The sequence below is a fragment of the Aureibacillus halotolerans genome (assembly GCF_004363045.1).
Lineage (GTDB): Bacteria > Bacillota > Bacilli > Bacillales > DSM-28697 > Aureibacillus > Aureibacillus halotolerans.
Window position 1 is genome coordinate 42,527 of record NZ_SNYJ01000020.1, and the last position, 26,581, is coordinate 69,107.

Consider the following 26,581-nt stretch of genomic DNA (forward strand, 5'->3'; position numbering starts at 1 on the left):
CTTGAAAAATCTTGTCGCACAATCCGTAAAACGACCTGTTGGTGTCATCATGATTGTCATGGGCATTATCGCCTTAGGGATCATCTCTTTACGAAGTCTTCCTGTAAACCTGTACCCAGATATTGAATTGCCGATTGCTGTTGTGGCGACGAGCTATCCTGGAGCCGCACCGCAGGAGGTTGAAAACTTAGTTTCCTCCCCATTGGAAGGGCAGCTGAGTACGATTGAAGGCATTGATTCGGTGCAATCAACGTCACAGTCATCGTCTTCACTCATTATCTTGAACTTCCAATCGGGAACGAACTTGGATAATGCGTTGATCAGTGTCCGTGAAAGCGTTGATACGATAAAAGGAAGTCTTCCCGATGGGGCACAAGAGCCTTCTGTATTACGCTTTGACCCTCAGCAAATTCCTATTATGAACATCGGCGTGTTGGGTGGTGATCTGGAAAGCATGCAGCTTGTCGCGGAGGATGTCGTTCAGCCTGCATTTGAACGGACAAAAGGCGTTGGCTCTGCCAGTATTGACGGTGGGATCATACGCGAAATTCATCTTGAATTGAATAAAGCGCAGCTCAATCGCTATGGGTTAACGCCATCTATGGTTGTGCAAGTGCTTGGCAGCGAAAACGCCTCGGCCTCTGGTGGTGTTCTAGAACGTGGAGGAAAAGAGCTGCAGATCCGAATTGAAGGGGAATTTGAATCCCTGGATGATATCTCCAACACACTTGTGCCTCTGCCTGAAGGAGGCAATGTCACAATAGAGCAAATTGCGACGCTTGTTGATACATATCAAGACTCATCGGCGATTACAAAGGTAAATGGAGAGCCTGCACTTGTCTTGTCGATTTTAAAACAATCGGACGCCAACACGGTCGATGTCGCTGATGCGATGTACGAGACAATTGAAGACTTGCAGGCAGAGTTGCCAGAAGGGGTCACGCTGAATATGGTGGTTGATTCCTCGACCTTCATTCGCGATGCTATCGACTCTGTAATCAATAATATTATCATTGGTGGCTTGCTGGCGATGGGCGTTCTGCTTTTGTTTTTGAAAAGTGTTCGTGCAACACTCGTTATCGGCTTGTCGATTCCAATCGCCATTGTCTCGACGTTTGCCCTCATGTATTTTACGGGTGCAACATTAAATATTCTTACGCTTGGCGGTCTGGCTTTAGGAATTGGGATGATGGTCGACAGCTCGATTGTTGTCCTTGAGAACATATTTTCCTATAAGCAGCGTGGGAATTCGATTGAAAAATCCGCCATAGAAGGCGGTGGTGAACTTGGTTCTGCCGTTGTCGCAACGACGACGACCTCGCTTGTCGTGTTTCTTCCAATTATTTTTGTAACAGGGATTGCAGCCGATTTGTTTGCGCCGCTAGCCTTGACGGTATCATTTTCAAACTTTGCAGCTGCGATAGTCGCTCTGACACTTGTGCCGATGTTAGCTGCGAAACTGATTTCAAACGAGACGAAGAAGAAAAAGCGTCGTTGGTTTAAAAAACGTTCTGCGACATCAGAGCCAACGGTAGAAGAAGAGCAAGACATCACGCCAGCAGGAGAAGCGAAACCGAAAAAAGTCTTCTGGTTTGATCGCATTATGAATTGGATGATTGCTCGCTACGAGCGGATGTTAAAACGCTCGCTGAAATTCCGAAAAACGACATTGCTCGTTGTATTCCTGATGTTCATCGGTAGCTTTGCGCTCATTCCCTTTATCGGTGGTGAATTCATCCCGTCTTCCGACCAAGGACAGCTAAGCATTTCTGTAACGACACCGGATGGATCACTGCTTGAAGAAACTGAGGCTGTGACGAATCAAATAAATGAAGCGATTCTGCCGTACAAGGACATTGTTGCGTCCAATTACCTTGCCATTGGTGGGTCGGGGATGTTTGGTGTAGGATCTTCCTCTGCAAACACTGCCAGTTATACGATACAGCTCATCCCTGCTGCTGAGCGCGAGATGACGACAGATCAGCTGATGGCCGTTTTACAGGAGAAAACGGCAGATATCATCGGGGCAGAGATTGATGTGTCAGCTGTTAGTGCAGGGCTTGGAACCGGTGCGCCTATCCAGATTCAGGTGAAAGGTGAGGAGTATGATACGCTCAAAGACTTATCTGAGCAAGTCACATGGGTGCTTGAAGACATTGAGGGGCTTCACAGTATTGAGAGCTCTGCAAGTGCCTCTCGCCCTGAAATGCAAATTAACGTTGACCGAAAAGTGGCAGCCACCTATGGACTCACCTACCAGGACATCTCAAGCCAAGTTCAGCTCGCGTTTAATGGGCAGACGGCAACGTTTTATCGTGAAGCAGGGGACGAAATTGACGTTAAAGTCATTCTTCCTGAACAAGATCGCACAAGCATTGAAGATTTGCAGAACACAACGATCCAGACGCAGAGTGGCAGTGTTATTCCACTCTCAGCCGTTGCTGAATTAGAACAGGTGCAAGGACCAATCTCAATTACACGCCAGGATCAAGAACGTCAGATCAATGTGAGCGCAGCAATTGAAGGAAACGACCTTTCTGGCGCAACACAGCAAATTACGATGGCTCTTGAGCAAATGAGCTTCCCAGATGGATACAGCTATCAAATGGGTGGGCAGTCGACGGATATGGCAGAATCATTTACTAGTCTTGCCTTTGCGCTCGTCTTTTCCATCTTCCTCGTGTATGCGGTCATGGCCATTCAATTTGAGTCGTTCTTGCATCCGTTCATCATCATGTTTTCAATGCCTACATCGATTATTGGAGTGCTCGTAGGTTTGTTTGTGACAAACACATCTTTAAGCGTAACAGCCTTTATCGGCTTTATTATGCTCGCAGGGATTGTCGTGAGTAACGCCATTATTCTCGTTGATTACGTGAACATTCTCCGTTCGCGAGAATACGAGCGGTATGATGCGTTAATACAATCAGGGAAAACACGACTGAGACCGATTCTGATGACCACCATTGCGACAATCTTAGGGATGATCCCAATGGCCCTTGGTATCGGGGAAGGAAGCGAAGCACAAGCACCGTTAGCGATCGTCATCATTTTCGGTTTGACGTTCTCGACGTTCTTTACGCTGTTGCTCGTACCGGTCATGTACACATACCTGGATGATTTCGCCGGATTCCTAAGAAAATTCTTCAAAGGACAATGGCGTCCGCGGAATCCATTCCGTCGTAGAAAAAAGAAAACAGGTGAGGACCCAGGCGTGAACGCATAATCTGTACTCATTAGGACCAGAAAGGGAGAGGGCCTTGAAGAAAAAAACATGGATACCGCTGACCGCAGCCGCTGTGCTGGCGGTTGGCCCAATCGTTGCTATAGAAGCAAACAAAGCGAGCAACTGGACCGTCGATCAAGCCGTTGAACAAATCCAAGACGAAGACTTAGAAAATGACATCCACGACAAGCTGCCAAGCCTGTCAGACGACACCCAGGCGTATCAGGGGGAGTTCTCCGAAGATCTGGAGGACATTCAAGACAGTCAAACCGATTATCAGAACAAATCCGCTGACCTAGGAAGAGAGCTTGTCGCCAATCAATTGCTACACAATTATTGGCTCGCCAAGCAAAGCGAAGACATTCAAAAGCGTTCACTGGCTCAAGCCGAAGAAGAGCTACGCATCATTACATTGCGTTATAAAGAAGGCATTAGCTCACGTTCAGAGATGATTGAAGCCGAAATATCAGTGAACACCTCCAAAGCAGGTTTGGAGGATAGCATTCAGCAAGCCAATAGCCTAAAGTTTCAGCTGAACCAAGACCTAGGCAACAACGAATTGCGTCAAAACTTGCACATCGACGTGCCGACGTTTAGACAGATTTCAGCAGGCATGTACCAAGCCGAATCCCTTTACGATAGTGTCAAGGACGATCACGCGTCACTCGATCCCATTGAAGTGGCCATCGAGACGTATGACGACATGGCCGAGGATGCCAAATCCTTAAAAGTGCTCGGCGCCTCCCAGTATGAAGATCAAATTGACGCCATCGAAGAGCAGCTTGACCAGCTAGACCAAGTCCCACCGCCAGGGAGCGGTGGACCTGAGGTGCCTGAAGGAGAGACGCCGACACCACCTCCTGGAGAAGGTGGGGAAACACCAGTGGAGCCACCAGGAAACGGATCTGAAGGAGGCAACTCTGGAGGAGACGGATCTGAAGGAGGCAACTCTGGAGGAGACGGATCTGAAGGAGGCAACTCTGGAGGAGACGGATCTGAAGGAGGCAACTCTGGAGGAAACGGATCTGAAGGAGGCAACTCTGGAGGAAACGGATCTGAAGGAGGCAACTCTGGAGGAGACGGATCTGAAGGAGGCAACTCTGGAGGAGACGGTACTGAAGGAGGCAACTCTGGAGGAGACGGTACTGAAGGAGACAATTCTGGAGGAAACACAAATCCAGACCCGGCTACCGGTAGTGGCACTGCCTCCACGCTAAGCTTTACTCCTGCGCAGATTGGCGTGGCAGTCCCTGGGGCACTAGCCGCACTAGCTCCTGGGGATCCACCTGCCGATGGAGCACCTGATATTCCGACAGGACCAAGTCAGGAGCAGCTTGACAAACAACGTGAGCAGCTGGAGGATCAGGTGAACCAATTAGAGGATGACCTTGACGATGCTCGCGATGCCCGTGATGAGGCAGAGGAAGAACTCGAGGATCTGTATACTGCACAAAAAGAGGACAGCGAGGTTAGGTTGAAACAACAGCTGCAAGCCTTAGAATTGCAAAGCTATACGTATGAAAGTCGATTTATCGCATTGACGAAGAAAATTGAAGCTCAAGAGTCCAACGTGGAAAAAGCGAATAGACTGTATGAAGTATCGGTAGAATCGCTCGAGCAAGGTTTGATTAAGCCTTCCGACGTGGAAGCCGCACGCTTAAACATCGCCCAAGTCGAGATGCAACTGCTTTCGACGCAAAACGAATACATGTTACTCGTCGTAGAGCTGAGGTTATTCAAAGAAGGCTACTTCCCATCTGCTGGCGCAGGGGGATTCTAAGTATAGGATATAACGAATGGGGACTGTCTAGCCGTCATGAAAGTGATGGGTGGGCAGTCTTTTTTTACATGTGTGCTCGAAAAAGGATTTGTGCGCGAAAAGCAGCAGTTTGCGCGCGAAAAAACGAAGGAAGTGCGCGAAAACTCCAGGTGAGTGCGCGAAAATCGAAGGTTTGTGCTCGAAAAGGAATTTGTGCGCGAAACTATGCACTTGGTGCGCGAAAAAACGAGGGTAGTGCGCGAAAAGCCCAGGTGAGCGCGCGAAAATCAAAGGTTTGTGCTCGAAAATGAATTTGTGCGCGAAACTATGCACTTGGCGCGCGAAAAAACGAGGGTAGTGCGCGAAAATCCCAGGTGAGCGCGCGAAAATCGAAGGTTTGTGCTCGAAAATGAATTTGTGCGCGAAACTATGCACTTGGCGCGCGAAAAAACGAGGGTAGTGCGCGAAAAGCCCAGGTGAGTGCGCGAAAATCGAAGGGTTGTGCTCGAAAAAGAAATAGCGCACGAAGCAGGAACGAGAAATTTGTTCGACCTGTAATTGGACCCGTAAAAGAAGCAAAACCGAGATTGATACGTTCGACAACTCCGTTAAGGACTGGAAGAACTGCGGCGGAGATAAACTAATCACGGAAGCGACAGAATGGTATAATAGCACGCATAAGGATTAACGAAAAAATTGTACAGTCGACGGGTCATTGCATGCAGCAGTGATCCGTTGCTGCGAAGGGAGACAGAAGGGATGAAGCATCTGGCAGGTACGCATGATCAGAAGGGACTGCCCGCCTGGGGACCGTATACCAAAAAATACATCGGTATATCACATATTGCTAACGCAGAGAGGGGCATGAGGTTTGATCTGAGCCTATTCCCCGGTTTCTATCGCAGGAAGGTCGACGTTCCCAACGTGATGTGGGAGTCAGGGTACCATCCTTGGGAAGCTGCGCCTGATCTGAGCTGGTATACGCATCGTCACGAGCTGGAATGGAAGGATCGGGTATTCGCCGATATTTCCTATGCCGTATCGACAGAGGCGCGGGATGTCCGGAGCTTTCGCTGTAAGTTCGAGAACCGGACGGACGACCATCAGAACGTCGTGCTCCACGCAATGGCCTCTCTTCATTTTCCTCAAGTTCAGGGTCATGGGGAGCCGCTGTTGGAGGTGCGACCCGAGCTGCCGCAGGGGGCTGTATGGATGGACGCGCTGGACTATGAGTCGTTATTCTTCGCGAATCCGCGAGCGGCGGATCAACTGACATATGACGGCTTTTATCGAGGAGAACAAAGGGGTCAGGGGCTGGTCGGCGGTTCTGCCCTTCTGTTCGGTAGAGACCATGGAGATCGGGTCAAATACGTCTTGGAGCTAGAGGAGGAGCTACCGCAGGCATCATTGATGATTCGATATCGACTAAAGCAAGGGCATCGATTGGAACTGGACCTTTCCGGGCCAACAAATGAGCGGCTTCAGCTCGAAGGCACCGGAGATATAATCATGGCAACGATATCCTTGGGCAAGCTGTCGGCTGGTCGACATGAGCTCATGCTTCAAAGCGAATCCGTAGGTCTGGAGGAACTAGCCGAGCTGGATGGATTCGTCCTGGTCGATCGGCGAATTCAGGAGCAGGTGCAATTCTCGGCACTGAGCCTCAACGCCCATCCGCAAAGGCTTCCCGGACCGCTTCCAAACACGATGCTGCTGAAATACGAGGATTCCGAGCACTATTACGGCTTGCTTTGGGCGTTTGATGATTACGAGGTAAGAGAGTTTCATTGCGACGAGCTTGACCGTTTCATGCGCCATACCGTGCATCAGCATGTAAGCACAGTGCTCAAGAACGATGGAGACGGTCATTTCACCAACGTCTTTATGAGACCAATTCCACTGGAGCCGCACTCCAGCACGATCATCAACGGGATGGTCTGCTGCGGAAGCGAGGAGGAGGTTTGGAGTCTGCTGCGGGACTTCGATGCATCCCCGGAGGCGTGCGAGGCAGCTTTCGCCGGTGCAAAGTCGCTGGTTCAAGCCGCCGACCCTAACCCTTCTGGCGAGGTGCACTTGTTCGGTCAGCAGCTGATGCAGGCTGTTCTTGCGATGAACGTTGTCTATCCCGTGTACACGAAGCGCTCGTATATTCGCCATTATACGCCGGGGCGCTGGTGGGACAGCCTATATACTTGGGACTCGGGTTTTATCGGGATCGGTTTGGCTCAGCTTGATCCTCAGAGAGCGGTGGAATGTCTGAACGCTTATGTGACGGAGCCGGGCGATCCTCATGCGGCGTTTATCCATCATGGCAGTATGGTTCCGGTACAGCATTACCTGTTCCATGAGCTGTGGGGCAAAACACAATCCAGGGAGCTGCTGACCTATTTCTACCCCAGATTAAAACAGTACTATCAGTTCTTCGCTGGCAAAACGGGCGGCTCCACGACAGCGCTTCTGCCTTCCGGGTTGCTGAATACATGGGACTACTTCTACAATTCCGGCGGCTGGGACGATTACCCTCCTCAGGTTGAAGTGCACCGCAGCGGACGGACGGCAGAGGCGGCGCCGGTATCGGTAACCTGTCATGCCATTCGCATCGCCAAAATTCTGAAAATGGCGGCAACCTCTATCGGAGGGCTGGAGGAGGATATCGCGGCGTACGAGGCCGACATAAAGGTCATGAGCAATGCCGTGCTAGGGAACGCGTGGGATGAAGAAAGCGGCTACTTCGGCTATGTGCTTCATGACGAAGCCGGCCGACCGAAGGGACTGCTTCGTCATGAGGAAAGCGGGCAGAACTACAACATGGGGCTAGACGGATTGTATCCCCTCGTAGCAGGAATCTGCACCCCGGAGCAAGAGCGGCGGCTGACGTCCTATCTTGGTGACGAGCAACGGCTGTGGACGCCAATCGGATTGACGACGGTAGATCGAAAGGCTCCTTATTATAAGAAGGAAGGCTATTGGAACGGGGCCGTCTGGCTGCCCCATCAATGGTTTTACTGGAAGACTCTACTCGGCCTCGGTCAGAGCGAGCTGGCTCATCGCATTGCGGAGACGGCGCTGGAGCTGTGGAGCAAGGAGACGGGCAACACGTATAATTGCTACGAGCATTTTATCGTGCAGTCCGGAAGAGGAGCAGGGTGGCATCATTTTGGGGGATTGTCGGCGCCCGTGCTGGCCTGGTTCGCGGCGTACCATCGGCCTGGCACATTCACCTGCGGTTATGACGTCTGGGTGGAGCGGACCGAATTTAGCGAAGCGTTAACATCCATGCGTGCCAAGATGTCGTATTTCGGCACAGTGGGCCGTCCGCATAATGTGCTCGTTTGCCTGAAGGCAGGCAGGACGTATCGGGCAACCTGGAACGGCGAACCGGTTCAAGCGGAAATGGTAAACGATGGACTGCTAGATGTCCGGTTGCATGGCGAGCCAATAGGCGAGCTGTCGGTTATGCCTGTTTGACCTTGTCCCTTTAGACAATCAACTAAATCATCGAGCGATTCACGATGATTTCAAATCTGGAAAATGCTTTTTCTAGTAGGTCCATCCTTCTATAGGTGAGGAGAATGAGGCGAATCAGGGTGCGTATGCAAAGTAAATCTGGAAGAAGCAAATGAATAACATCCATCGCTTCTGGATCAATGTGTCTCGCTTCCCTTGCATTCAAATTCGTAACATCGTTGCCATCCGTTGTACACTAGGTGTAGAAAGAGTTGAAAGGGGTAGGTGAATATGCTTCGATTTGGCATTATGTCAACGGCGGCGGTGGCACTGGACAGTGTCGTGCCAGCGATTCAGCGAACGGATATCGCTGAAGTGCGGGCGATTGCATCTGAAAGTGGAAAGGCTGAAGAGGTGGCACATCAGTTTGAGATCCCTGTCGCCTACGATCGTTATGAGGCATTGCTTGAGGATCCTGACATCGACGCCGTCTATATTCCGTTGCCCAATGTGCTGCATGCCGAGTGGGCGATCAAGGCGGCGAAAGCGTCGAAGCATGTGCTGGTTGAAAAGCCAGCAGCCCTATCTGCTTCTCAGGCACGCGACATTGCTGCTGCTTGTGAGGCGTCGAACGTCGTTGTGCAGGAAGCCTTTATGTATAGGTGGCATCCGCAAATGGCTCGAATGAAGCAACTCATCACCTCAGGAGATATTGGCGACGTCACGCATATTCGCAGTTCGTTTTCAGTCGATCTCCAGCGTGACACGGAAAACATTCGCCTGCAACAGAAACTCGCTGGTGGCACGCTGTATGATCTCGGCTGCTATAGCCTTCATATTGTCCGTGAGCTGACAGGACATGAGCCGAAAGAGGTCTACATGGCCGGTGTTTTTGAGGATGGCGTGGATATTCAAACGACGGGCATTCTTACATTAGAAGGTGGCATGCAGGCTGGTGTGTTTTCCAGCTTTAATCATCCGCTGAGCAACCACTGCATGGTAATTGGCACAAAAGGTTCTATCATCAGCAACAATGTGTTTCGAGCGGATATTCAAGGTGGTCAGGCGTTAATTGCTCTCCATGACAAAGATGGAAACCGGACGGAAGAAACGATTTTCGGTGATCAATATGGCTTGCAAATTGAGGCTTTTGCAAGGACAATTGAAACAAGAGAAGACGCAAGCATGAAACGGGTGGACCTCGTGAATCAGGCGATGGCGCTTGAGGCTTGCCGAACTTCCCTTGAAACAAACATGCCTGTTGCTTTATCATTCTAACAGAAGGGCTGTGAAACAATGGAAATCAATCAGTACCTAGAAGAGCTGTTTGTCAACGATACGTCATTGTTAGAGCGTGTCATCAAACGACTAGAAAACAATCAAATGCCTCAAATATCAATTGATCTTGCTGCTGGCGAAATGCTGGAATGGTTTATTCGCATGCAACAGCCAAAGCGCGCCTTGGAAATCGGTGCCCTTGGCGGTTATAGTGGATCATTAATCTGCCGCTCCATGGGTCCTGACGGCCGCCTATCTAGCCTCGAGTTAAAGCAAGAATATGCAGATGTAGCGAAAGAAACGCTTGAAGTTGAAGGGTACAGAGATCAGGTTCAATATTACGTCGGGCCTGCCTTGGATACGATGGCTACGCTTGCCTCATCACAAGAGACGTTTGATTTGATTTTTATTGATGCAGATAAGCAGCAATATGAACAATACCTTGATGCCGCGGTTCGTATTGCCGAACCTGGAGCACTTATTTTTGCCGACAACGTGCTACGTAGAAATAAGGTGCTGAACAGCGAGGATACGTCCCAACAAAACCTCAACATGCGAGCGTTTAATCAGAAAGTAGCCACCCATTCTGGCCTAGACAGCTTCCTTTTCCCCGTTGGTGATGGTGTCGCTGTTGCTCGTGTTAGATAAGCACTTAAGAATTATGTTGGAACGTGCCACGAGTTGTGCACGTTCTTTTTTGGTCAAGCGCGTGCACCAACGCAGACCAGCAACAGGTATTATGTGAAAAACGATAGAGAGCAGTGAAGACTCTTGGCAAAGTGGGACAATATGTTGGCCATCGTATGGTTGTTAAGCTCCAAAAAAAGCATGACCGCCCAGCAGCTCTCTGAACGATTGGAAATCAATGTTCGTACGGTGTATCGGTATATCGACGCTTTATGCGCAAGCGGCGTTCCAATTATTGCAGAGGCAGGTCATGACGGCGGCTACCGATTGCCGCAAACATTTAAGGAGACGCCCTTGTTTTTTGAGCCCAATGAATTATTGAGCTTGTTTCATGCCGCATCCTTTGCAAAGGGGGCAGGGTACCCGTTTGAAGAGGAGTTAACGAAAGCACTTGAAAAAATACGTCATCAATTAAATGATGAACAACAACATTTTTTAGAACGTCATACAAGTGGATTTGATGTTCTTTTCATGCAACAAACAGATTCTATTGCTTCGTCGCTTCAACAGCTGGAACAAGCCGTGGCAGAAAGCCAAAGCGTTGACATTCTTTACGACAAAAGGCAGGGTGAAACTTCCGACGAGCGAAGAATTGACCCGTACGGTCTTTATTATCAAGGGAATTATTGGTATATCATCGCCTATTGCCACCTTAGAGAGGGCTTACGCACATTTCGTGTGGATCGAATTCGTCGTCTGCACCTAACCAGCTTGGCCTTCGAACGTCCAAAAAGCTTCTCATTACGCGATTATATTGATCGGCAATGGACGCAGGAGCCAACGATGAATGTACATATTAAAGGAAAACCAGAAATCATTGATTACCTCTGTCGCTACTTTTCCCAAGCCTTGCAAGAACGTAAAGACAACGAGGCCCACTTCAACATTAACGTTGAACAGGTAAATGGTATCCTGCCGGGATTCCTTGTTTCCTTTGGAACCCGTGTACACGTCATGCAGCCAAGCCAATTACGAGAGGCCATGGCAGAAGTCGCTCAAAAACTTGAAAACTATTATAAGACAAATGAACTCTCCTAAACGCACTTTTTCAGCGGAGTTTTATGGAAAATGAACTCCACTGACAGCGGTTGTCAGGGGGATAACGCTATGATCTAAATAGATTCATTGATCCATAAAAAAGGAGAGAATAAAAATGGCGATGACCAAAGAGGAATTCATGGAAAGATGGGAAGGCAATCGGAGGCTGACAATTAGAACGGTTGAGGCGTTTGCAGAGGAGCCATTGTTCAACTATACGCCAACAGAAGGACTGCGACCTTTTTCAGCCATGATGATTGAAATCTTAATCATTGAAAAAGCCTATATGCAAGGCATTGCGTTGGATCATTGGGAATTTACAAACCCATATGAGAACATAAACACAAAAGAGGAATTGCTAAAGGCATGTGAAGAGGTACGTGAAGAAACGAGAACATTATGGCCTTCGATTTCTCCAGAACATTTTTCTACAGTGAAAGATGATCCGTTTTTTGGTTCAGGAGAACAACGTCATATTGACCGATTCCTTTACGCTTTAGAAAATGAAAATCATCATCGCGGGCAAGGATTTATCTATTTGCGGATGTTGGGCATTGAACCACCAGCGTTTTATTTGCGGTAATACGGAAAGGATGGCGAAAAAATGGAGATGGATTGCCTTGTGACAGCACGCACTCGTCAAGAATGGCGAAAATGGTTAAGTGACAATCATCGCAGTGAAGCCTATTGCTGGGTAACTCTCTCTAAAAACCATTCGCTTACCTATTTAGATGCTGTGGAAGAAGCACTCTGTTTCGGCTGGATTGATAGCACCAAAAAAAGAGTGAATGAGACCGATGTGGGGCAGCGATTCTCACCAAGGAAAAGAAACAGTCACTGGACGGAGCTTAATAAAGAGCGTGTTCGACGACTTGATAAGCTAGGGTTAATGACAGAAGAAGGAAAAAAAGTGCTGCCTGAAATGACATCTGAATCGTTCACGATCGACGAGGAAATCATCGCGGAACTTGAGCAGGACGAGGTCCTTTATCAGCATTTTCAAAGTTTACCTGACTTGTATGTGAGGATTAAAATTGACAATATCCAGTCGGTCAAAAGGATCATGCCTTGTATCAAAAACGATTGGCGAAATTCCTAGACAACACCCTTAGCAATGCATTGTATGGGCAATGGCATGATGATGGACGCCTTTTAGAGGACGAAAGCAAGCATTGAGGATTACAAGACTTGTGAGACAAGACAAACATTCAGCAGGCATTATAGTGGATGGGCTTTCCGACTGGGAGCTTGGGCATGTAACAGCTGAACTTTATTCAGGTCAATCCTCTAAAAAGCCCACATGACCACAAGCAGTCGAAAAACGGACACTTTATGCTGATGATCGGTCACTTAGGCCAATATTTCGGTCACTAAGGGACGAATATCGGTCACTTCTCGTGGTTTCGGTCACGAGCAGCCGGAAAACGGACACTTTATGCTGATGATCGGGCACTTAGGCCAATATTTCGGTCACTAAGGGACGAATGTCGGTCACTTCTCGTGGTTTCGGTCACGAGCAGCCGAAAAACGGACACTTTATGCTGATGATCGGGCATTAAAGTCAATTTTTCGGGCACTCAAGTACGAATATCGGTCACATCTCACGTGTTAGACAAGCACGTAGAACATTGATTGGATGCAACTGAAAGAACGTGCCACGAGTTGAGCACGTTCTTTTTCATCCCTTTTAACAGAAAGTTTATCTTCGGAATTCCCTCTTATTAAATACTTCTTCCTCTTGTTTCCTCGATGTTGACATCGTCCTTAAAAAAGAGCTTCATCATTGGAGGAGTGACAATTGTTGTAACCAACACGACGATAATAAGGATCGCGAATAAATCCTGTGTGAGCAAGTTTGATTCTAAACCAATGGCCGCAATGATGAGGGCGACCTCCCCTCGCGAGACCATCGCAGAACCGATGCCTAACGAGCTCCTCCAAGGAAATCCAGCTATTTTTGCTCCCACACCTGCCCCTATCAGCTTCGTTAAGATGGCCAAGATCGACAAACTTAAAATGAGACCTAGGTTGTCGATAACCCCTCCGAATTCGGCCGAAAGACCGATGGATGTAAAAAAGATTGGCACAAAAAAGGAATAGCTGATCGTTTCAACCTTTTCAAAGATGGTCGCTTTAAATTCTGTCGCATTAATCGCCAGCCCTGCAATGTACGCACCAATAATGGCTGCAACGCCAGTATAATCCGCTAGATAGGCGAAAATAAAACAAATAATGATAGCAGCTGTCACAATTGGCTCGGTGACACGAAGGTGAGCTGATTTTTTCAACAGCCAAGGAACCACTTTCCATGCAAGGAAACCAACAATCACGAAAAAGAGAAACTTTTTGAGCACCACGGTACCAAGGTTCACATCTCCCCCTGCGAAACTCATCACAAATGCTAAAGCGAGGATAACGAGGATGTCATCGATCACGGCGGCTCCTAAGATGGTCGTTCCTTCCTTGGATTTCAGCTTTCCAAGCTCCTTTAATGCTTGCACGGAAATGCTGACACTTGTTGCAGATAATAACAACCCTAAGAACACTGCTTCAAGGATGGGAAGTTGAATTACGATTCCTGCCAGATAACCGAGAGAGAATGGCGCAATAATTCCGGCAATACCAACGTAAGTCGATGCTTTCCATGTTCGCTTAAACTCATCTGTGTCTGTCTCTAGCCCTGCAATAAACATTAAGAGCACAACACCGATTTGACTAAATTCTTGGAGTATATCAGAATTTGAAACGATGCCGAGCAACGAGGGACCAAGGACGATGCCGACCAAGAGCTTTCCGAGGACGGAAGGCTGTCCTAAACGAACACTTAACTCCCCTGCGAGTTTTGAAGCTATTAGAATAATGGCAATCTCAAACAAAAGCATTGAACCCCAACCTTCCTTTAATAAGCGATTTTCCACAAAAAAAAACTGCCACCAAGGGGTCGTATGTATGTAGACATACGAGTCCCTTGGTGACAGGCTCCTCCGTAAAAAAATCCGCTATTGTTACATTAAGTATACGACAAAAAACAAAACAAATCAATTTCTGAAATTGTATCAAAGTAGACTTTAAGGAAATGCCATTGAATCATCAAAACAAAACTTTTACAAATTCTTTACGTGGTCTTTAAGGAGTCTGTGTACACTTGAGGAAAATGGACGAAATGAGGTTTTGTCATTGAAGGGTCTTCTTCTTACGGTGTGCGGTGTGTGTTTGTTGGTCGGAATTGCACAGGCGCAAGCGTTCACAAATCCGCCCCAGGCGACCGCTCCTTTGGCGACGGAGGGATCGTATGAAACGGTCGATGCTTGGCTCAGGCAGGCTACGCCTACGGAGGAAGACTCGCGTGAGGCGTTACAAGACTTGGCTTTTCTTGGTTCTGAGGTAAGCACAGGTGCTGAGGCGATGCGTTTTTTTAGTTATGCGACCGAGGCTATGGCGGTCGTGTCCCATCAGGAAACGGTGAAACTAGAGGTGGGGACGGTGCTCGTTCAGGCGAATCAAGCGGCGCAATGGCTCGATCATGGAGATCAGCTCTTCCAAAAGCGTTTTGAAATCGCTGTAGAGATGGCGCAATTGGAAAAATAATTTAGATTTCTAGTTCAGCGAATCATTGTGTTTGGTATACTGGAAGAAAAATGAGGGGCCAGCTATGAAACGTTTGTATGGTCTTCTATGTATTGCGTGCCTTCTGCTCACTTCCTGCCAAACGATGGATCGTAATGAGGACATCCCAATTGCAACAAAAGGCGTGCTTGATTTAACGAATTGGTCGTTGCACGAAGAGATGATCCCGCTTGAAGGCGTTTGGACGATGAATTGGCGCGGTCAGGACGAAGTTAGTTGGACGGATAAAACGATGTATCTGCCCGGTCTATGGTTTGAGAAGGGGCTGCCATCAACAGGGGAAGCCATTTTTGAGCTGAAGGTGCTTTTAAGTGAAAAGGATGCGGAGCAGCAATTGGGTCTACTCATTCCGGTCATCCACACAGCATACAGGCTCTTAGTAAATGGACAAGAAGTGGCACACGGAGGCCGCCCGGGTTCACCGAGTGAGATGATTGCGGGGTACCATGTAGCGACCGCAGGCATTCAAGCGAACGAGGAGAATGAGCTAAATCTCCGTTTGCACGTATCCAATACCGATCATTTTAAAGCGGGAATGAATGATGCGATCACATTGGGTGAATTCAGTGATATCCAATCACAGAGCGATGGAAAGCTAGCGCTGAACTTGCTTGTTGCGGGCATTTTATTCGCCACATGCGTCTATCAAGTGGCCACGTTTATGAGCTTACGGAAACGCCGCGGTTTTGCCTCTTTAATGTTAGGATTATTGAGCTTTGGGGCAATGGTTCGGATGCTGGCCGTCGACGAGGCGTATTTGTATGAACTGCTCCCTTTTCTAAGTTGGGACATTTTGATGAAGATCGAATATTCAACCAGCTACATTGGATTCGCTATCTTTATGCTCTTCGTGTCGGCCCTTTACCCTCAGGAGAGTGGGCGATGGTTTTCGCGCATTGCTGTCACCTTGCTCGTCTTTTTTAGTGTCGCGGTCATTGTGCTTCCGGCCAGCTTCTATATTCAGCTTTTGTATGGGTACAAATTTGTCATGGGCATCCTATCGTTTACCATCCTCTATGTCATTTGGAAAGCCTATCAGAACAAAAAACCTATGGCGTTTATGAGCTTTTGGTCTACACTGGTGTTATTGCTGTCGATAGGCAACGACGTGTTGTATTACGAAGGGCTTCTTGACACGTTTGATCTTGTGCCTGTCAGCGTTTTTCTATTAATCATTTTGCAAGGGATTAACATTGCCCTTTATCACGTCAAGTCGATTTATACAGTGGAAGAGCTGTCGACACATCTTCGTGACATGAACAAACAGCTGAAGAAAAAGGTTGATGATCAGGCATTTGCGCTTGAAAAATCACAACAAGAGGCTGCGGTTGCCTTGGCACAAACGGTTTTTATTCGTCAGTATGAGAGTGAGGCAACGATCGGCCCTTCGGAGAAACCGTCCATACAAACCTTGGCTGCGTTATGGAAGGTTTGGTTAAAGCACCAAAAAGAATCCCATCTGTTTACGTATCAAGTCATTATGGATGATCCGAGTGAAGTGCTGTCCACATCGTCAGCGGTAGTGCTTTATCAAACGGTGACGATGGTGACGTATGAAGCACTGAAACATAACGTGCGTCACGTTCGAATTGAATGTAAAGCGACTGATCATCAACAGCATCAGGTTCGCATCCTTTTACAGGGGCTGACCGCCTCGAAAAATGAGCAGCTGGAACGGAAATTGACAGCGCTGCTTGCCACATCGCCGACAATGAATCATGCGATCGAGGATGTCAACGAACATCTTCTTGATGTGACAATATGGAATAAAAAACCGATGCCGTGACGGAAGTCAAAGGCATCGGTTTGTTGTTGCTATGCATTTTCGTTTTGAGCACCTGTATCGATAAACTTTTCAATCTCAGCCTTTTCTTTTAAATCGGCAATCACTTTTTGACGTTCTTCCGTTGTTTTTTGCAGCTTAAGCTGTTGAATCAACGCTTCTTTCACATCTTCATATGGAGGCATTTGTTGACTTTGGCCTTCAGCTTCTGCTCCTTCGCCTTCGCCTTCCGTAGGTGCGTTGCTCAACGCTTGCTTGTTTTCATCATAAAAGGCTTTTGCTTCTTCTTCTGTGACGTTTACTTCGCCAATCTGATGATCGAGATAGTTTCTTATTTGAATATTGTCTTGGAGCAACGTTTGAAATTCCTCTTCAGAAAATCCAGCCTGTTCAATGCCTTTTGTCAGTTCTTCCTCGCCACCGGCCTGCTCAACCTGTGCGGCACGTTCAGTGTCAATTTCTTCCTGAGTTGGAGCGAAGTCTTTGGAGGCCTGAAGCAATACTTCTTTATTGATTAACGTAATGGTACCTGTTTGATAAAGTTGATTAAGCTGCTCGTTCGGTGCGTCCTCGACCTTTTGACCATACTGTCCGAGCGCTGCCTCGACTTGCTTATCAAGCTCAGCCTTTTCAATGTCCGTTCCGTTGACAGTTGCCACAACGTCTGGAATCTCCATCAATGCGGCTTGCTCACCACTATCTTCGCTAGTTTGTTCTTCGTTTTGCGTGCCATCTGCATCTGCCGAACCTTCATCGTTGCTGCTGTCATTGGAGCAGGCACCGAGGGCGAGCAGTGATGCAAATAAGATTGCGGTCCATCTTCTTTTCATAATAGGAATTCTCCTTTTTAAGCAGACTAAAGACTGATTTCATCTAGTTTTTCGCATGACACCATTAAATCAGGGGGTCTGGATGAGAATACAACAGATTAAGAAAACTTGCAACTGGTATAGACGACTATACGTTAGTAAGGGTATACTTCTTTGTAGAATGAAGAAGCTCGGCGAAAGTGAGCTTGAAGTTGGGAAAGCGAGCCGAAAAAGAGCGGAAGTGAGCCTAAATTGAGGAAAAGCGAGCCCAAATGGAGAAGGAGCGAGCCCATATCGGGGGAGAGCGAGCCAAAATAGGGAAAGCGAGCCTAAAAAGAGTGGAAGCGAGCCTAAATTGGTGAAAAGCGAGCCCAAATGGAGAAGGAGCGAGCCCATATCGGGGGAGAGCGAGCCAAAATAGGGAAAGCGAGCCGAAAAAGGGAGGAAGCGAGCCTAAATTGAGGAAAAGCGAGCCTAAATTGAGGAAAAGCGAGCTCAAATGGAGAAGGAGCGAGCCCATATCAGGGGAGAGCGAGCCCAAATAGGAAAAGCGAGCCGAAAAAGAGCGTAAGCGAGCCTAAATTGGTGAAAAGCGAGCCCAAATGGAGAAAAAGCGAGCCCAAATCGGGGGAAAGCGAGCCCAAATAGGGAAAGCGAGCCCAATCGGAGAAGGAGCGAGCCCATATCGGGGGAGAGCGAGCCCAAATTGGAAAAGCGAGCCGAAAAAGAGCGTAAGCGAGCCCAAATGGAGAAGAAGCGAGCCCAAATCGGGGGAAAGCGAGCCGAAAATCGATTCTTTACGTCAAGGGAGGAAACAGAAGTGAAAACCATTTTACAAGGGGTTCGGGTGTACACGGAACAAGGCATTTTAGAGGACGGCGCTTTGGCGTTCGAACATGGTCAGATTGTCGCCATTGGGCAAACGGGTCAGCTTGATGCAACTGGCGCAAGAGTGATCACATTTGATGAGCCGATGCATGTTGTGCCGGGCATGATCGATGTGCACATTCATGGAGCTGATGGAGCGGATGCCATGGATGCGACGACTGACGCATTGGACACAATGAGCCGCCGTGTGCCAGAAGAAGGCACGACGAGTTTTCTTGCGACAACGATGACGATGGGGCAAGCGGCCATTGATGCAGCCTTGACGAATGCCGGCAATTATATTGAACATGCGCAAAAACCAGGGCATGCTGAGATTTTAGGCATTCACCTGGAAGGGCCATTTTTAAATGCCAAGCGTTGCGGCGCCCAGCCGAGCGAGCATATGATCGTTCCAAATGTCGACCGTTTTAAGGCTTGGCAAACGCTCGCCAAAAATCATATACGCCTAGTTACGCTCGCCCCTGAATTGGATGAAGAATATAAATTGACCTCCTACTTGAAATCGAACAACGTCATTGCTTCCATCGGCCATTCAGACGCCGATTATTCGGAGGTTGAAGCGGCAGTTGCTCACGGGGTCACGCACGCCACGCACTTGTACAATGGCATGAAGGGCTTGCATCATCGTGAGCCTGGCGTCGTTGGTGGGGTATACCTTCAGGACGATTTGACAGCTGAACTTATTGTTGATGGCATTCATTCACGTCCTGAAATGATTGACCTTGCCTACCGAATGAAAGGGCCAAAAAAGCTTGTGCTCATTACTGATTCCATGCGCGCCAAATACTTGACGCAAGGGGAATACGATCTTGGCGGACAAAAAGTTGTCGTTACAGAAGATCGCGCTGAGCTCGAAAACGGTGCACTAGCCGGAAGCATTCTGAAAATGGTGGACGGGCTACGCAATGTAATGACCTTTACGCAAAGCTCTCTTGCCGAAGTGCTTCCAATGACAGCGTACAACCAGGCGAAGGAGCTTGGCGTGCTATCTCGGAAAGGCAGCTTGGCCATTGGTAAGGATGCCGATATCGTCGTTTTGAATGAACACTTTGATGTTGTAGAAACGTATTGCCGTGGCGTTTTAGGGTACGCAAGGAAAGAGGAGGACTAATCGTGGACATTAAAATTGTTAATGGCAAGGACGGACTTGCCAAAGAAGCTGCCAACTATATTGTAGAGCACTTGAAGAAGCGGGATGCCTCGGTGTTAGGCCTAGCAACCGGGAGCACGCCGGTTGGTACGTACAAAGAACTCATTGCTATGCATAAAGAGGGTAAGGTTAGCTTTGCTAATGTGCATACGTTTAACCTAGATGAATATGTTGGTTTGAAAAATACCGACACGAACAGCTACCATTATTATATGAAGGAACTGTTTTTTTCTCACATTGATGTGCCGGAAGATCAGTTCCATTTGCCGAAAGGAACAGCGGAGGATATTGAGGCAGAGTGCCATACCTATGAAAAGCTGATTCGGCAAACTGGAGGCATCGACCTCCAACTTCTCGGTATTGGCACAAATGGTCATATTGGATTTAACGAGCCAGGCACGTCCTTCCAAAGTCGAACGCATGTTGTGACATTGGATGAATCGACGCGCGAGGCGAATGCCCGTTTTTTCGATGCCATCGAAGACGTGCCAACCCATGCGATTACGATGGGCATCGAGAGCATTCTTGAAGCGAAGGACATATTGTTGTTAGTTGCAGGAAAGGAAAAAGGTGAAGCGTTGTCTGAGCTGCTGTATGGCGACGTTCGTGAAGATATCCCAGCGACAGCGTTGCGAAAGCATCCTTCGGTAACCGTCATTGTCGATACGGAAGCGTACCAAGCGGCCAAAATTCCTGGTGAGGAAAACCTTTATGGTGGATAAAACGTCGCCTATTCCGTTTTACCTCCAGCTGGCAGGCCATATTCGTGAAGAGATCGAAAATGAAAAACGCCTGCCCGGGGACCTCATCCCATCCGAGCGAGAACTCTCCGATGCGTATGACATCAGTCGGATGACGGCGAGACAAGCCATCACCTTACTTGTGAATGAAGGCTATGTTTCACGAAAACGGGGCAAAGGCACATTCGTTCAAGGGAAGCAGTTCTCAAAGACGCTGTCAGGTGTGAAAAGTTTTACTGAAGAAATGCAGGAGCGTGGTTTGTCGTTACGGAATGAGCTCATTTCTTATAACAAAGAGCCGGCCTCTGCAAAAATCGCGTCTGAGCTCAAGCTAGAAAAAGACAGAAACGTCCATCGGCTCGAGCGCCTGCGTATCGTCGGCGATGATGTCCTAGCGATTGAAACAACCTATTTTCCCATCAGCTTGTTTCCGCAATGGTCGGAAGCCTATGTTGAAAGTTCCCTGTATGATTTCATCGAAAATACCTGTCACCTCCGCATCGATCACGCACGTCAAGAAATCGAAGCCGCCATCGCGGGAAGTGACATCGCCGCCAAGCTCAACATCAAAAAGGGCGACCCCCTGCTCGTCATCACCCGTATTACCTTTCGTGAGGACCAAACCCCCGTCGAGTGGACCAAAACCATCCTCAAAGGCGACCAATATAAATTTATTGCCGATATGAAACGTCGTGGCTAAAGGTCACGGCGTTTTGTTCGTGATGGGAGCATGGGAGTCGTGGAAAGCGAGCCCAAAAAGACCGGAAGCGAGCCCAAATTGGGGAAAAGCGAGCAGGAAATGAGAAGAAGCGAGCCCAAAAATGGAGTGAGCGAGCCAAAACAGAGAAAGCGAGCCCAAAAAGACCGGAAGCGAGCCCAAATTGGGGAGAAGCGAGCCGGAATGAAGAAGAAGCGAGCCCAAATTGGGGAAAAGCGAGCCGAAATGGAGAAGAAGCGAGCCCAAAAAGGGAGTGAGCGAGCCGAAACAGAGAAAGCGAGCCCAAAAAGACCGGAAGCGAGCCGAAATTGGGGCAAAGCGAGCCGAAACGGAGAAGAAGCGAGCCCGAAAATGGAGTGAGCGAGCCGAAACAGAGAAAGCGAGCCCAAAAGGACCGGAAGCGAGCCGAATTTGGGGCAAAGCGAGCCGAAACGGAGAAGAAGCGAGCCCAAAAAGGGAGTGAGCGAGCCAAAACAGAGAAAGCGAGCCTAAAAAGACCGGAAGCGAGCCGAATTTGGGGCAAAGCGAGCCGAAACGGAGAAGAAGCGAGCCCGAAATGGGAGTGAGCGAGCCGAAATTGGGGAAAAGCGAGCCGGAATGGAGAAGAAGCGAGCCCATAAATGGAGTGAGCGAGCCGCAACAAAGTAAGCGAGCTAAAAAAGCCCGTCATGCTCGGGCTTTTTAATCTGGGATAATGTAGATATTGTTTTTCCCCGATTTGTATGGTTCTTTCAAGCTAAGGTGCATTGAATGTATTAGTTTTTTCATTACATGACGCGATGAAATATTTAAAAAATGACGAAGCTCCTGATTGGTGGCTTCATTCTTAATGAGCCAGGCATAGTCTTGAATAGCGTGTACATGAGCGGTACGATCAACTTCTGCACAGTTAGGGCATTTCCACGAACGACCAAACCGGACCATGATGCCAGTTTTGCACGTTGGGCAAAGAATGCCTTTGATTAAATCGGCACACGTGACACCGAATTTCTCCATGACGGCGATGCGTTGTGGGCGATGCGATTTAAGCAATTGCTCAACTAGACGATTGGTCGTTTGCGGACGTAGTTTGGTTTTGGGATATTGTTTTTTCAGCGTCTCTACGGTTGATGGAAGAATTTCAGCGTGGCCAATCGTGGGAAGCGTAGATGATTGAAATGAATCGGGGGCAAGAATGCGAGTGCGTGAATCAGTGAAAAGGATGAGTGATAGAATCGGCACTATGGGGTACCTATTCTCTTGCAGCCATTGAAGAAGTCTGTTCTTTTGGCGTTGGACTTGAAACAGCGGGTTCGGTAATGTTTGCTCTTGGTCGCGGTAGGTTCGATAGAATTGTTGGAATTTCGAATCGAAGGTAACGGTGCCGGCGATGTTTTTCACCTCACCGATGAGGATGAAAGCAGGGGTTAGTATAAGCAAATCCATTTGAACGAAGGTGGAGCCAGTAGGCAATCTTAGGTCTTGAAAGATGAAGTCGTTCTGATCAAGAAAGGGTAAGTAATAATCAAGTGAATTTTCCCCGGTCAATCCGGCTTTTCGTTTCGCTAGATCCTCCTCGATTAACTTTCGCCACGAGGCGTTCTTCGGTAGACGAGATAACAGAGTGTTCAACTGCCGTAGTGGTAATGGTTCATCTATCGTTTTGACATGCATAGTATCCTCCTTTAAATTAATTCATCACGAACAATTTCCATAGTAGGCAGCAAATGTCCTTCTTATCATTTTCAAATAAGTGTTTCGAACGAAATCAACTCGGGTCATTCGAATCATATTGTTTCAGTATCCGACTTTTTTCGGAAAACCTCTTGTCGAAACAGGGAGAGTGTTGTAAGATGATGACAATTCTATGAAGCAAACAGGCAACCAAATCACATGAAACTGAGAACGGATTAAGGGCAAAGGGGAAACGCCCTTAGACGTGTTCGATCGTATCCGTGGATGATACGTTTTGGTGTAAAGAAAGGATGGGGGACGATTGACGTACCGGAAAATGGAGCATGTGTTTCGAACGCATGTGGATCACCATTCAATGATGGATGTGCTGCGGCACGCGTATCGAAAAGGTGAGGCGTCTCAATCCATGACTGTGGAAGAGCTAGTGCTTGATATGAGAGGACAGCTTCAGAGCCTCCTATCTAGTGAAGAACCCTCCAAAGGAAAATAATACGTTTGTTCAGAGAGTGAAACGTTTCTGAACTTGAAAAAAACCACCGAGCGGGCATCGGTGGTTTTTTACATGGAATTCATCGCCTGGCTGAGCAACGAACTTCGGCGTGCGTCCTTGCGAGCATTATAGGCGTCTTTGTACTTGGCTGCGTCAGAGGCGCTAAAGCCGTTGGCGTTCAGCTCATTGACGAGCGAGCCATACACTTGTTGAAATGCAGCATCTGTACTGGCTTCAAGCTGTTCCGCAGCGGTTTTGTACTTGGAATAAAAGTAGCCATAGGAAATGTTGTCGCCCGCACTACGTTTTTCTCGAAACTCACTCTTGGCATGAGACACGAGAGAATTCAATTTTGCGTTGGCTTGAGCCTCTAAGTCACTAAATACAGGCTCGTATTTGCTTACAATCGCCGATTTCGTTACAGTAGGTTCTTGTGGAGATTGCTCAGATTCCGATGCAGTAGAGCTTGGCTCGTCCGATGTCGTCCCATCCCCTGTCGCTTCATCATCTTCTGGACCACTAGATACGGTGCCGCTGACTTCCGTGCCAGCCGATTCCGTCCCGCTTTCATCTTTACTGGCACGTTCAGACCCACTCCCTTCAGACCCAGTCCCGCCAGCTTCTTTCGCGCTTGCCTCTTTAATAAAGGCAGGGAGCTCGTACGTCGATGTCGTAATGACGTCCACTTTTTCGTCGGCGATGTCATATTCGCGAACCTCAAGGTAGTAGTAGCCACTACCTGCGACAGCGAGTGCAATGACGAGAAGACTGCCGAGCAACCACCAGAGCCACTTCTTTTTCCTCAATGTGCGACACCTTCCTTTGTACAGTTGAGTTTATTGTACATGAAACGATCATTGGAGAACATCATTTTCCAAAAAAACAGTCAAAAGGAGTAAGGTCTATAAACCTACGGCCTTTCGAATTAAAATTTTAGTAAAAATTGTATGAAAATAAATTGAAGGCTTGGTTATTATTCGTTATGATAGTAAAGCAAGCAATAGATAAACAGGAGGGATTCATGCGCCTATTCAAGATCGAATATTCGAAACAATTCGTTACATATAGGTCTAAAGATCGCAAAAACAAGTAGTTCAAAAATCGGAAGAGGTGTCGTTTTTTATGCAAAAAGTCCCTTTAAGCAAGAAAGCAATGACCGCAATGATCGCTGCCGCGGTGACGTTAGCTCCCGCAACAGCCATCGTTCAGCCAGTGAGTGCTGCTGAATCCAGTGACATTTCGCAAGCAGAGTACAACAAGCTTGAAAAGATCCTCGACAACGTTTCACAAAAAGGCAAGCAGGCGTATGAAAGAGCAGCTGCCGTAATCTCTGATTTTGGAGCGGAAGAGTGGAATGCCATTTTAGCAGGAACGAACGTCGATGAATTATCCGACAATCAGCTATCCAGTTTAGCAGAAGATTTCATTTTGCTGTTTTATCCAACGACGTCAGGTTCCGTCGATCTTGAAGACCGTGTCAAAGAGTTCCGCGATCAGTGGGACGATGAATTTAATAAGGTATTTGGCACAGACGTCACCGTTGAATTGATCGTCGATTTCGTGGCGGCAATGGAAGACGAAGCGATCAGCAACAAGCAAAAATACATTGGCGATCTTTTGAATGATTCCTTTGAAGAAACGCTCCGTAAAGTAAAGAATGAAGTCATTGAAAACAATCCTGATTTCCAGAACTTAAATGACGACCTTCGTGAAGGTCTTGGCGTCGATGTGGACGGCCTCTTTGACATTAAACGTCTTGTGGACGAGCAATTGGTAGAAAACGGTCTCGACGAAGATGACATTGACTTGATGCGCTCGAGCCTGGCGACAGCCCTTATGGAAACCTACCTGTCAAACGATAACGACAATGACAACGGGAACGACGACGATGATGATGACAACGATAACGATAGCGACAACGATGATAACGACGACAACGGTTCGAGCGGCGGCGGAGGTTCATCAAGCGGTGGCGGCGGTAGTTCTTCCGACACGGATGTGGACGTTGACGGCGCAACGGTAACCGTGCCTGAAGACGCGCAAACTCGTGAGACGGTTGGCAACACGACAATCGTTACGCTTGATACCGATGATTTGATCGAAGCGCTGGATGACAGCGAAAACTTCAAAACATTGGTCGTCGATTTATCTTTGGAGGATGGACAATCAAAAGGCACGTTGCAGGTGACAGGGGAACTAATCCAAGCATTGGCAGACCTCAATCCTGACGCAGCCGTGATCCAAGTCGAAACAGCAGATGCAACATACTTGCTGCCAGTGAATGAGATTGATCTTGATGAGCTCGCCTTAGCTTTTGGCGTTGATGCTAGCGATGTGGAGATTTCCATCAGCATTGGCTACCCAACTGTCGCAACAAGTTATACGTTTGTCGCGCCAGTCGTTGACTTCACAGTAACCGCAAGCGCCAATGGCGAAGAATTAAGCTGGGACTTTGACGGCTACGTCGACCGCATTATTTCATTAGACCGTGATGTCGATGCGTCAATCGCCACAGGTGTGCGTCTTGGTGTAGGAAACAGCATCTCCTTTGTTCCATCTGTGTTCTCGGACAATGAAGTCATGATTCGAAGCAAGTCCAATTCTGCGTACTCCGTGATCGAGCAACGTGAAACGTTTAGTGATATTGAAGGCCATTGGAATGAGATCGTGATTGAAGAAATGGCATCAAAACAAATTATCGCTGGCATGACCGACACGACGTTCGCACCAGACCAGCCGACAACTCGTGCGCAGTTGGCCGTTCTTTTGACGCGCAGCTTAGGTTTAGAAGCGTGGGATACGAGAACAGATAATTTTAAGGATGTGAGTGGGGACGAGTGGTTTGTGACTGGACTTGATGCAGCTGTACGTACCGGCATCATTACTGGCTACGAAGACAGCACCTTCCGTCCGAATGAACAAGTGACACGTGAAGAAGCCGCTGTCATGATCAGCCGTGCTTTAAGCTATGTCGGCTATGACGAAGAAAAACTGAATGACGCAGTGAGCGCAACCACATTTGGCGATTATGCCAATGTCGGCGCTTGGGCGCAAGCGGATCTTGATCTTGCTGTTCAAGCGGGCATTCTTGGCGGATTCCCTGATGGCACGTTTGCGCCGCAAGAGGATACAGAACGCGATGAGATCGCAAGCATTCTGAAACGGTTCTTATCGTTCGTCAACTTCATAAATTAATTCAGGCTGATGAGAAACGCTCGCTTTCGTCGTTGTTTTGACTTGCTCGGTGCTCATTGCCCGTGTGGCAAC

Annotated in this window: 19 protein-coding genes and 1 pseudogene; 16 read left to right on the forward strand and 4 right to left on the reverse strand. The window is 48.1% G+C overall.

The features are described 5' to 3' along the window. Position 1: 1 nt before the first annotated feature. From EV213_RS17410 to EV213_RS17445, 8 genes and pseudogenes are all read left to right on the forward strand, one after another. Complete coding sequence (locus EV213_RS17410) at positions 2 to 3,226, forward strand: efflux RND transporter permease subunit (RefSeq protein ID WP_279512776.1); 3,225 nt, start codon at positions 2 to 4, stop codon at positions 3,224 to 3,226. Between the two features lie 34 nt (positions 3,227 to 3,260). Beyond that, positions 3,261 to 5,006, forward strand: a complete 1,746-nt coding sequence (locus EV213_RS17415; RefSeq protein ID WP_133581843.1) for a TolC family protein — start codon at positions 3,261 to 3,263, stop codon at positions 5,004 to 5,006. Positions 5,007 to 5,744: 738 nt separating this feature from the next. Beyond that, positions 5,745 to 8,453 carry an MGH1-like glycoside hydrolase domain-containing protein gene (locus EV213_RS17420; protein WP_133581844.1) on the forward strand — a complete coding sequence of 903 codons (2,709 nt, stop codon included), beginning with the start codon at positions 5,745 to 5,747 and terminating at the stop codon, positions 8,451 to 8,453. A gap of 270 nt (positions 8,454 to 8,723) precedes the next feature. After that, positions 8,724 to 9,710, forward strand: a complete 987-nt coding sequence (locus tag EV213_RS17425; protein WP_133581845.1) for a Gfo/Idh/MocA family protein — start codon at positions 8,724 to 8,726, stop codon at positions 9,708 to 9,710. A gap of 18 nt (positions 9,711 to 9,728) precedes the next feature. Continuing rightward, positions 9,729 to 10,358, forward strand: coding sequence for an O-methyltransferase (locus EV213_RS17430; RefSeq protein WP_133581846.1), 630 nt, complete (start codon positions 9,729 to 9,731; stop codon positions 10,356 to 10,358). Positions 10,359 to 10,481: 123 nt separating this feature from the next. Continuing rightward, positions 10,482 to 11,435 carry a helix-turn-helix transcriptional regulator gene (locus EV213_RS17435; RefSeq protein ID WP_133581847.1) on the forward strand — a complete coding sequence of 318 codons (954 nt, stop codon included), beginning with the start codon at positions 10,482 to 10,484 and terminating at the stop codon, positions 11,433 to 11,435. Positions 11,436 to 11,550: 115 nt separating this feature from the next. After that, positions 11,551 to 12,018 (forward strand): DinB family protein, encoded by a 468-nt coding sequence (locus EV213_RS17440; RefSeq protein ID WP_133581848.1) that lies wholly within the window; start codon positions 11,551 to 11,553, stop codon positions 12,016 to 12,018. Between the two features lie 21 nt (positions 12,019 to 12,039). Next, positions 12,040 to 12,611: pseudogene (locus tag EV213_RS17445) on the forward strand (YdeI/OmpD-associated family protein). 545 nt (positions 12,612 to 13,156) lie between these two features. Here the strand turns inward: EV213_RS17445 and EV213_RS17450 are convergent. Then, positions 13,157 to 14,317, reverse strand: a complete 1,161-nt coding sequence (locus EV213_RS17450; RefSeq protein WP_133581864.1) for a cation:proton antiporter — start codon at positions 14,315 to 14,317, stop codon at positions 13,157 to 13,159. A 295-nt stretch (positions 14,318 to 14,612) separates the two neighbouring features. Here EV213_RS17450 and EV213_RS17455 point away from each other — a divergent pair, with 295 nt between their 5' ends. Continuing rightward, entirely contained in the window at positions 14,613 to 15,023 is a 411-nt protein-coding gene (locus EV213_RS17455) for a hypothetical protein (protein WP_133581849.1), read from the forward strand. A gap of 64 nt (positions 15,024 to 15,087) precedes the next feature. After that, positions 15,088 to 16,848, forward strand: a complete 1,761-nt coding sequence (locus EV213_RS17460) for a 7TM-DISM domain-containing protein (protein WP_133581850.1) — start codon at positions 15,088 to 15,090, stop codon at positions 16,846 to 16,848. A 29-nt stretch (positions 16,849 to 16,877) separates the two neighbouring features. Here EV213_RS17460 and EV213_RS17465 read toward each other — a convergent pair whose 3' ends face one another. Next, complete coding sequence (locus tag EV213_RS17465; RefSeq protein WP_133581851.1) at positions 16,878 to 17,675, reverse strand: SurA N-terminal domain-containing protein; 798 nt, start codon at positions 17,673 to 17,675, stop codon at positions 16,878 to 16,880. 799 nt (positions 17,676 to 18,474) lie between these two features. Between EV213_RS17465 and nagA the strand changes: the two genes are divergently transcribed. From nagA to EV213_RS20860, 4 genes are all read left to right on the forward strand, one after another. Continuing rightward, positions 18,475 to 19,653 (forward strand): N-acetylglucosamine-6-phosphate deacetylase, encoded by a 1,179-nt coding sequence (nagA, locus tag EV213_RS17470; RefSeq protein ID WP_243740248.1) that lies wholly within the window; start codon positions 18,475 to 18,477, stop codon positions 19,651 to 19,653. Between the two features lie 8 nt (positions 19,654 to 19,661). Continuing rightward, positions 19,662 to 20,414 carry a glucosamine-6-phosphate deaminase gene (nagB, locus tag EV213_RS17475; protein WP_133581866.1) on the forward strand — a complete coding sequence of 251 codons (753 nt, stop codon included), beginning with the start codon at positions 19,662 to 19,664 and terminating at the stop codon, positions 20,412 to 20,414. Further along, positions 20,404 to 21,132, forward strand: a complete 729-nt coding sequence (locus EV213_RS17480) for a GntR family transcriptional regulator (protein WP_133581852.1) — start codon at positions 20,404 to 20,406, stop codon at positions 21,130 to 21,132. Before nagB ends, EV213_RS17480 begins: the two co-directional genes overlap by 11 nt. Positions 21,133 to 21,333: 201 nt before the next feature. Next, positions 21,334 to 21,510: a hypothetical protein gene (locus EV213_RS20860; protein ID WP_166639390.1), complete on the forward strand. Its 177-nt coding sequence runs from the start codon at positions 21,334 to 21,336 to the stop codon at positions 21,508 to 21,510. 321 nt (positions 21,511 to 21,831) lie between these two features. Here the strand turns inward: EV213_RS20860 and EV213_RS17485 are convergent, their stop codons facing one another. Next, entirely contained in the window at positions 21,832 to 22,803 is a 972-nt protein-coding gene (locus tag EV213_RS17485) for a nuclease-related domain-containing protein (protein WP_133581853.1), read from the reverse strand. A 322-nt stretch (positions 22,804 to 23,125) separates the two neighbouring features. On the opposite strand from EV213_RS17485, the gene EV213_RS17490 reads away from it, so the two are divergent. Further along, complete coding sequence (locus EV213_RS17490; RefSeq protein WP_133581854.1) at positions 23,126 to 23,314, forward strand: YwzD family small protein; 189 nt, start codon at positions 23,126 to 23,128, stop codon at positions 23,312 to 23,314. 68 nt (positions 23,315 to 23,382) lie between these two features. Here the strand turns inward: EV213_RS17490 and EV213_RS17495 are convergent, their stop codons facing one another. Further along, positions 23,383 to 24,120: a hypothetical protein gene (locus tag EV213_RS17495; RefSeq protein WP_133581855.1), complete on the reverse strand. Its 738-nt coding sequence runs from the start codon at positions 24,118 to 24,120 to the stop codon at positions 23,383 to 23,385. Between the two features lie 316 nt (positions 24,121 to 24,436). Here EV213_RS17495 and EV213_RS17500 point away from each other — a divergent pair, with 316 nt between their 5' ends. Continuing rightward, positions 24,437 to 26,509, forward strand: coding sequence for an S-layer homology domain-containing protein (locus EV213_RS17500; RefSeq protein WP_133581856.1), 2,073 nt, complete (start codon positions 24,437 to 24,439; stop codon positions 26,507 to 26,509). Positions 26,510 to 26,581 lie beyond the last annotated feature (72 nt).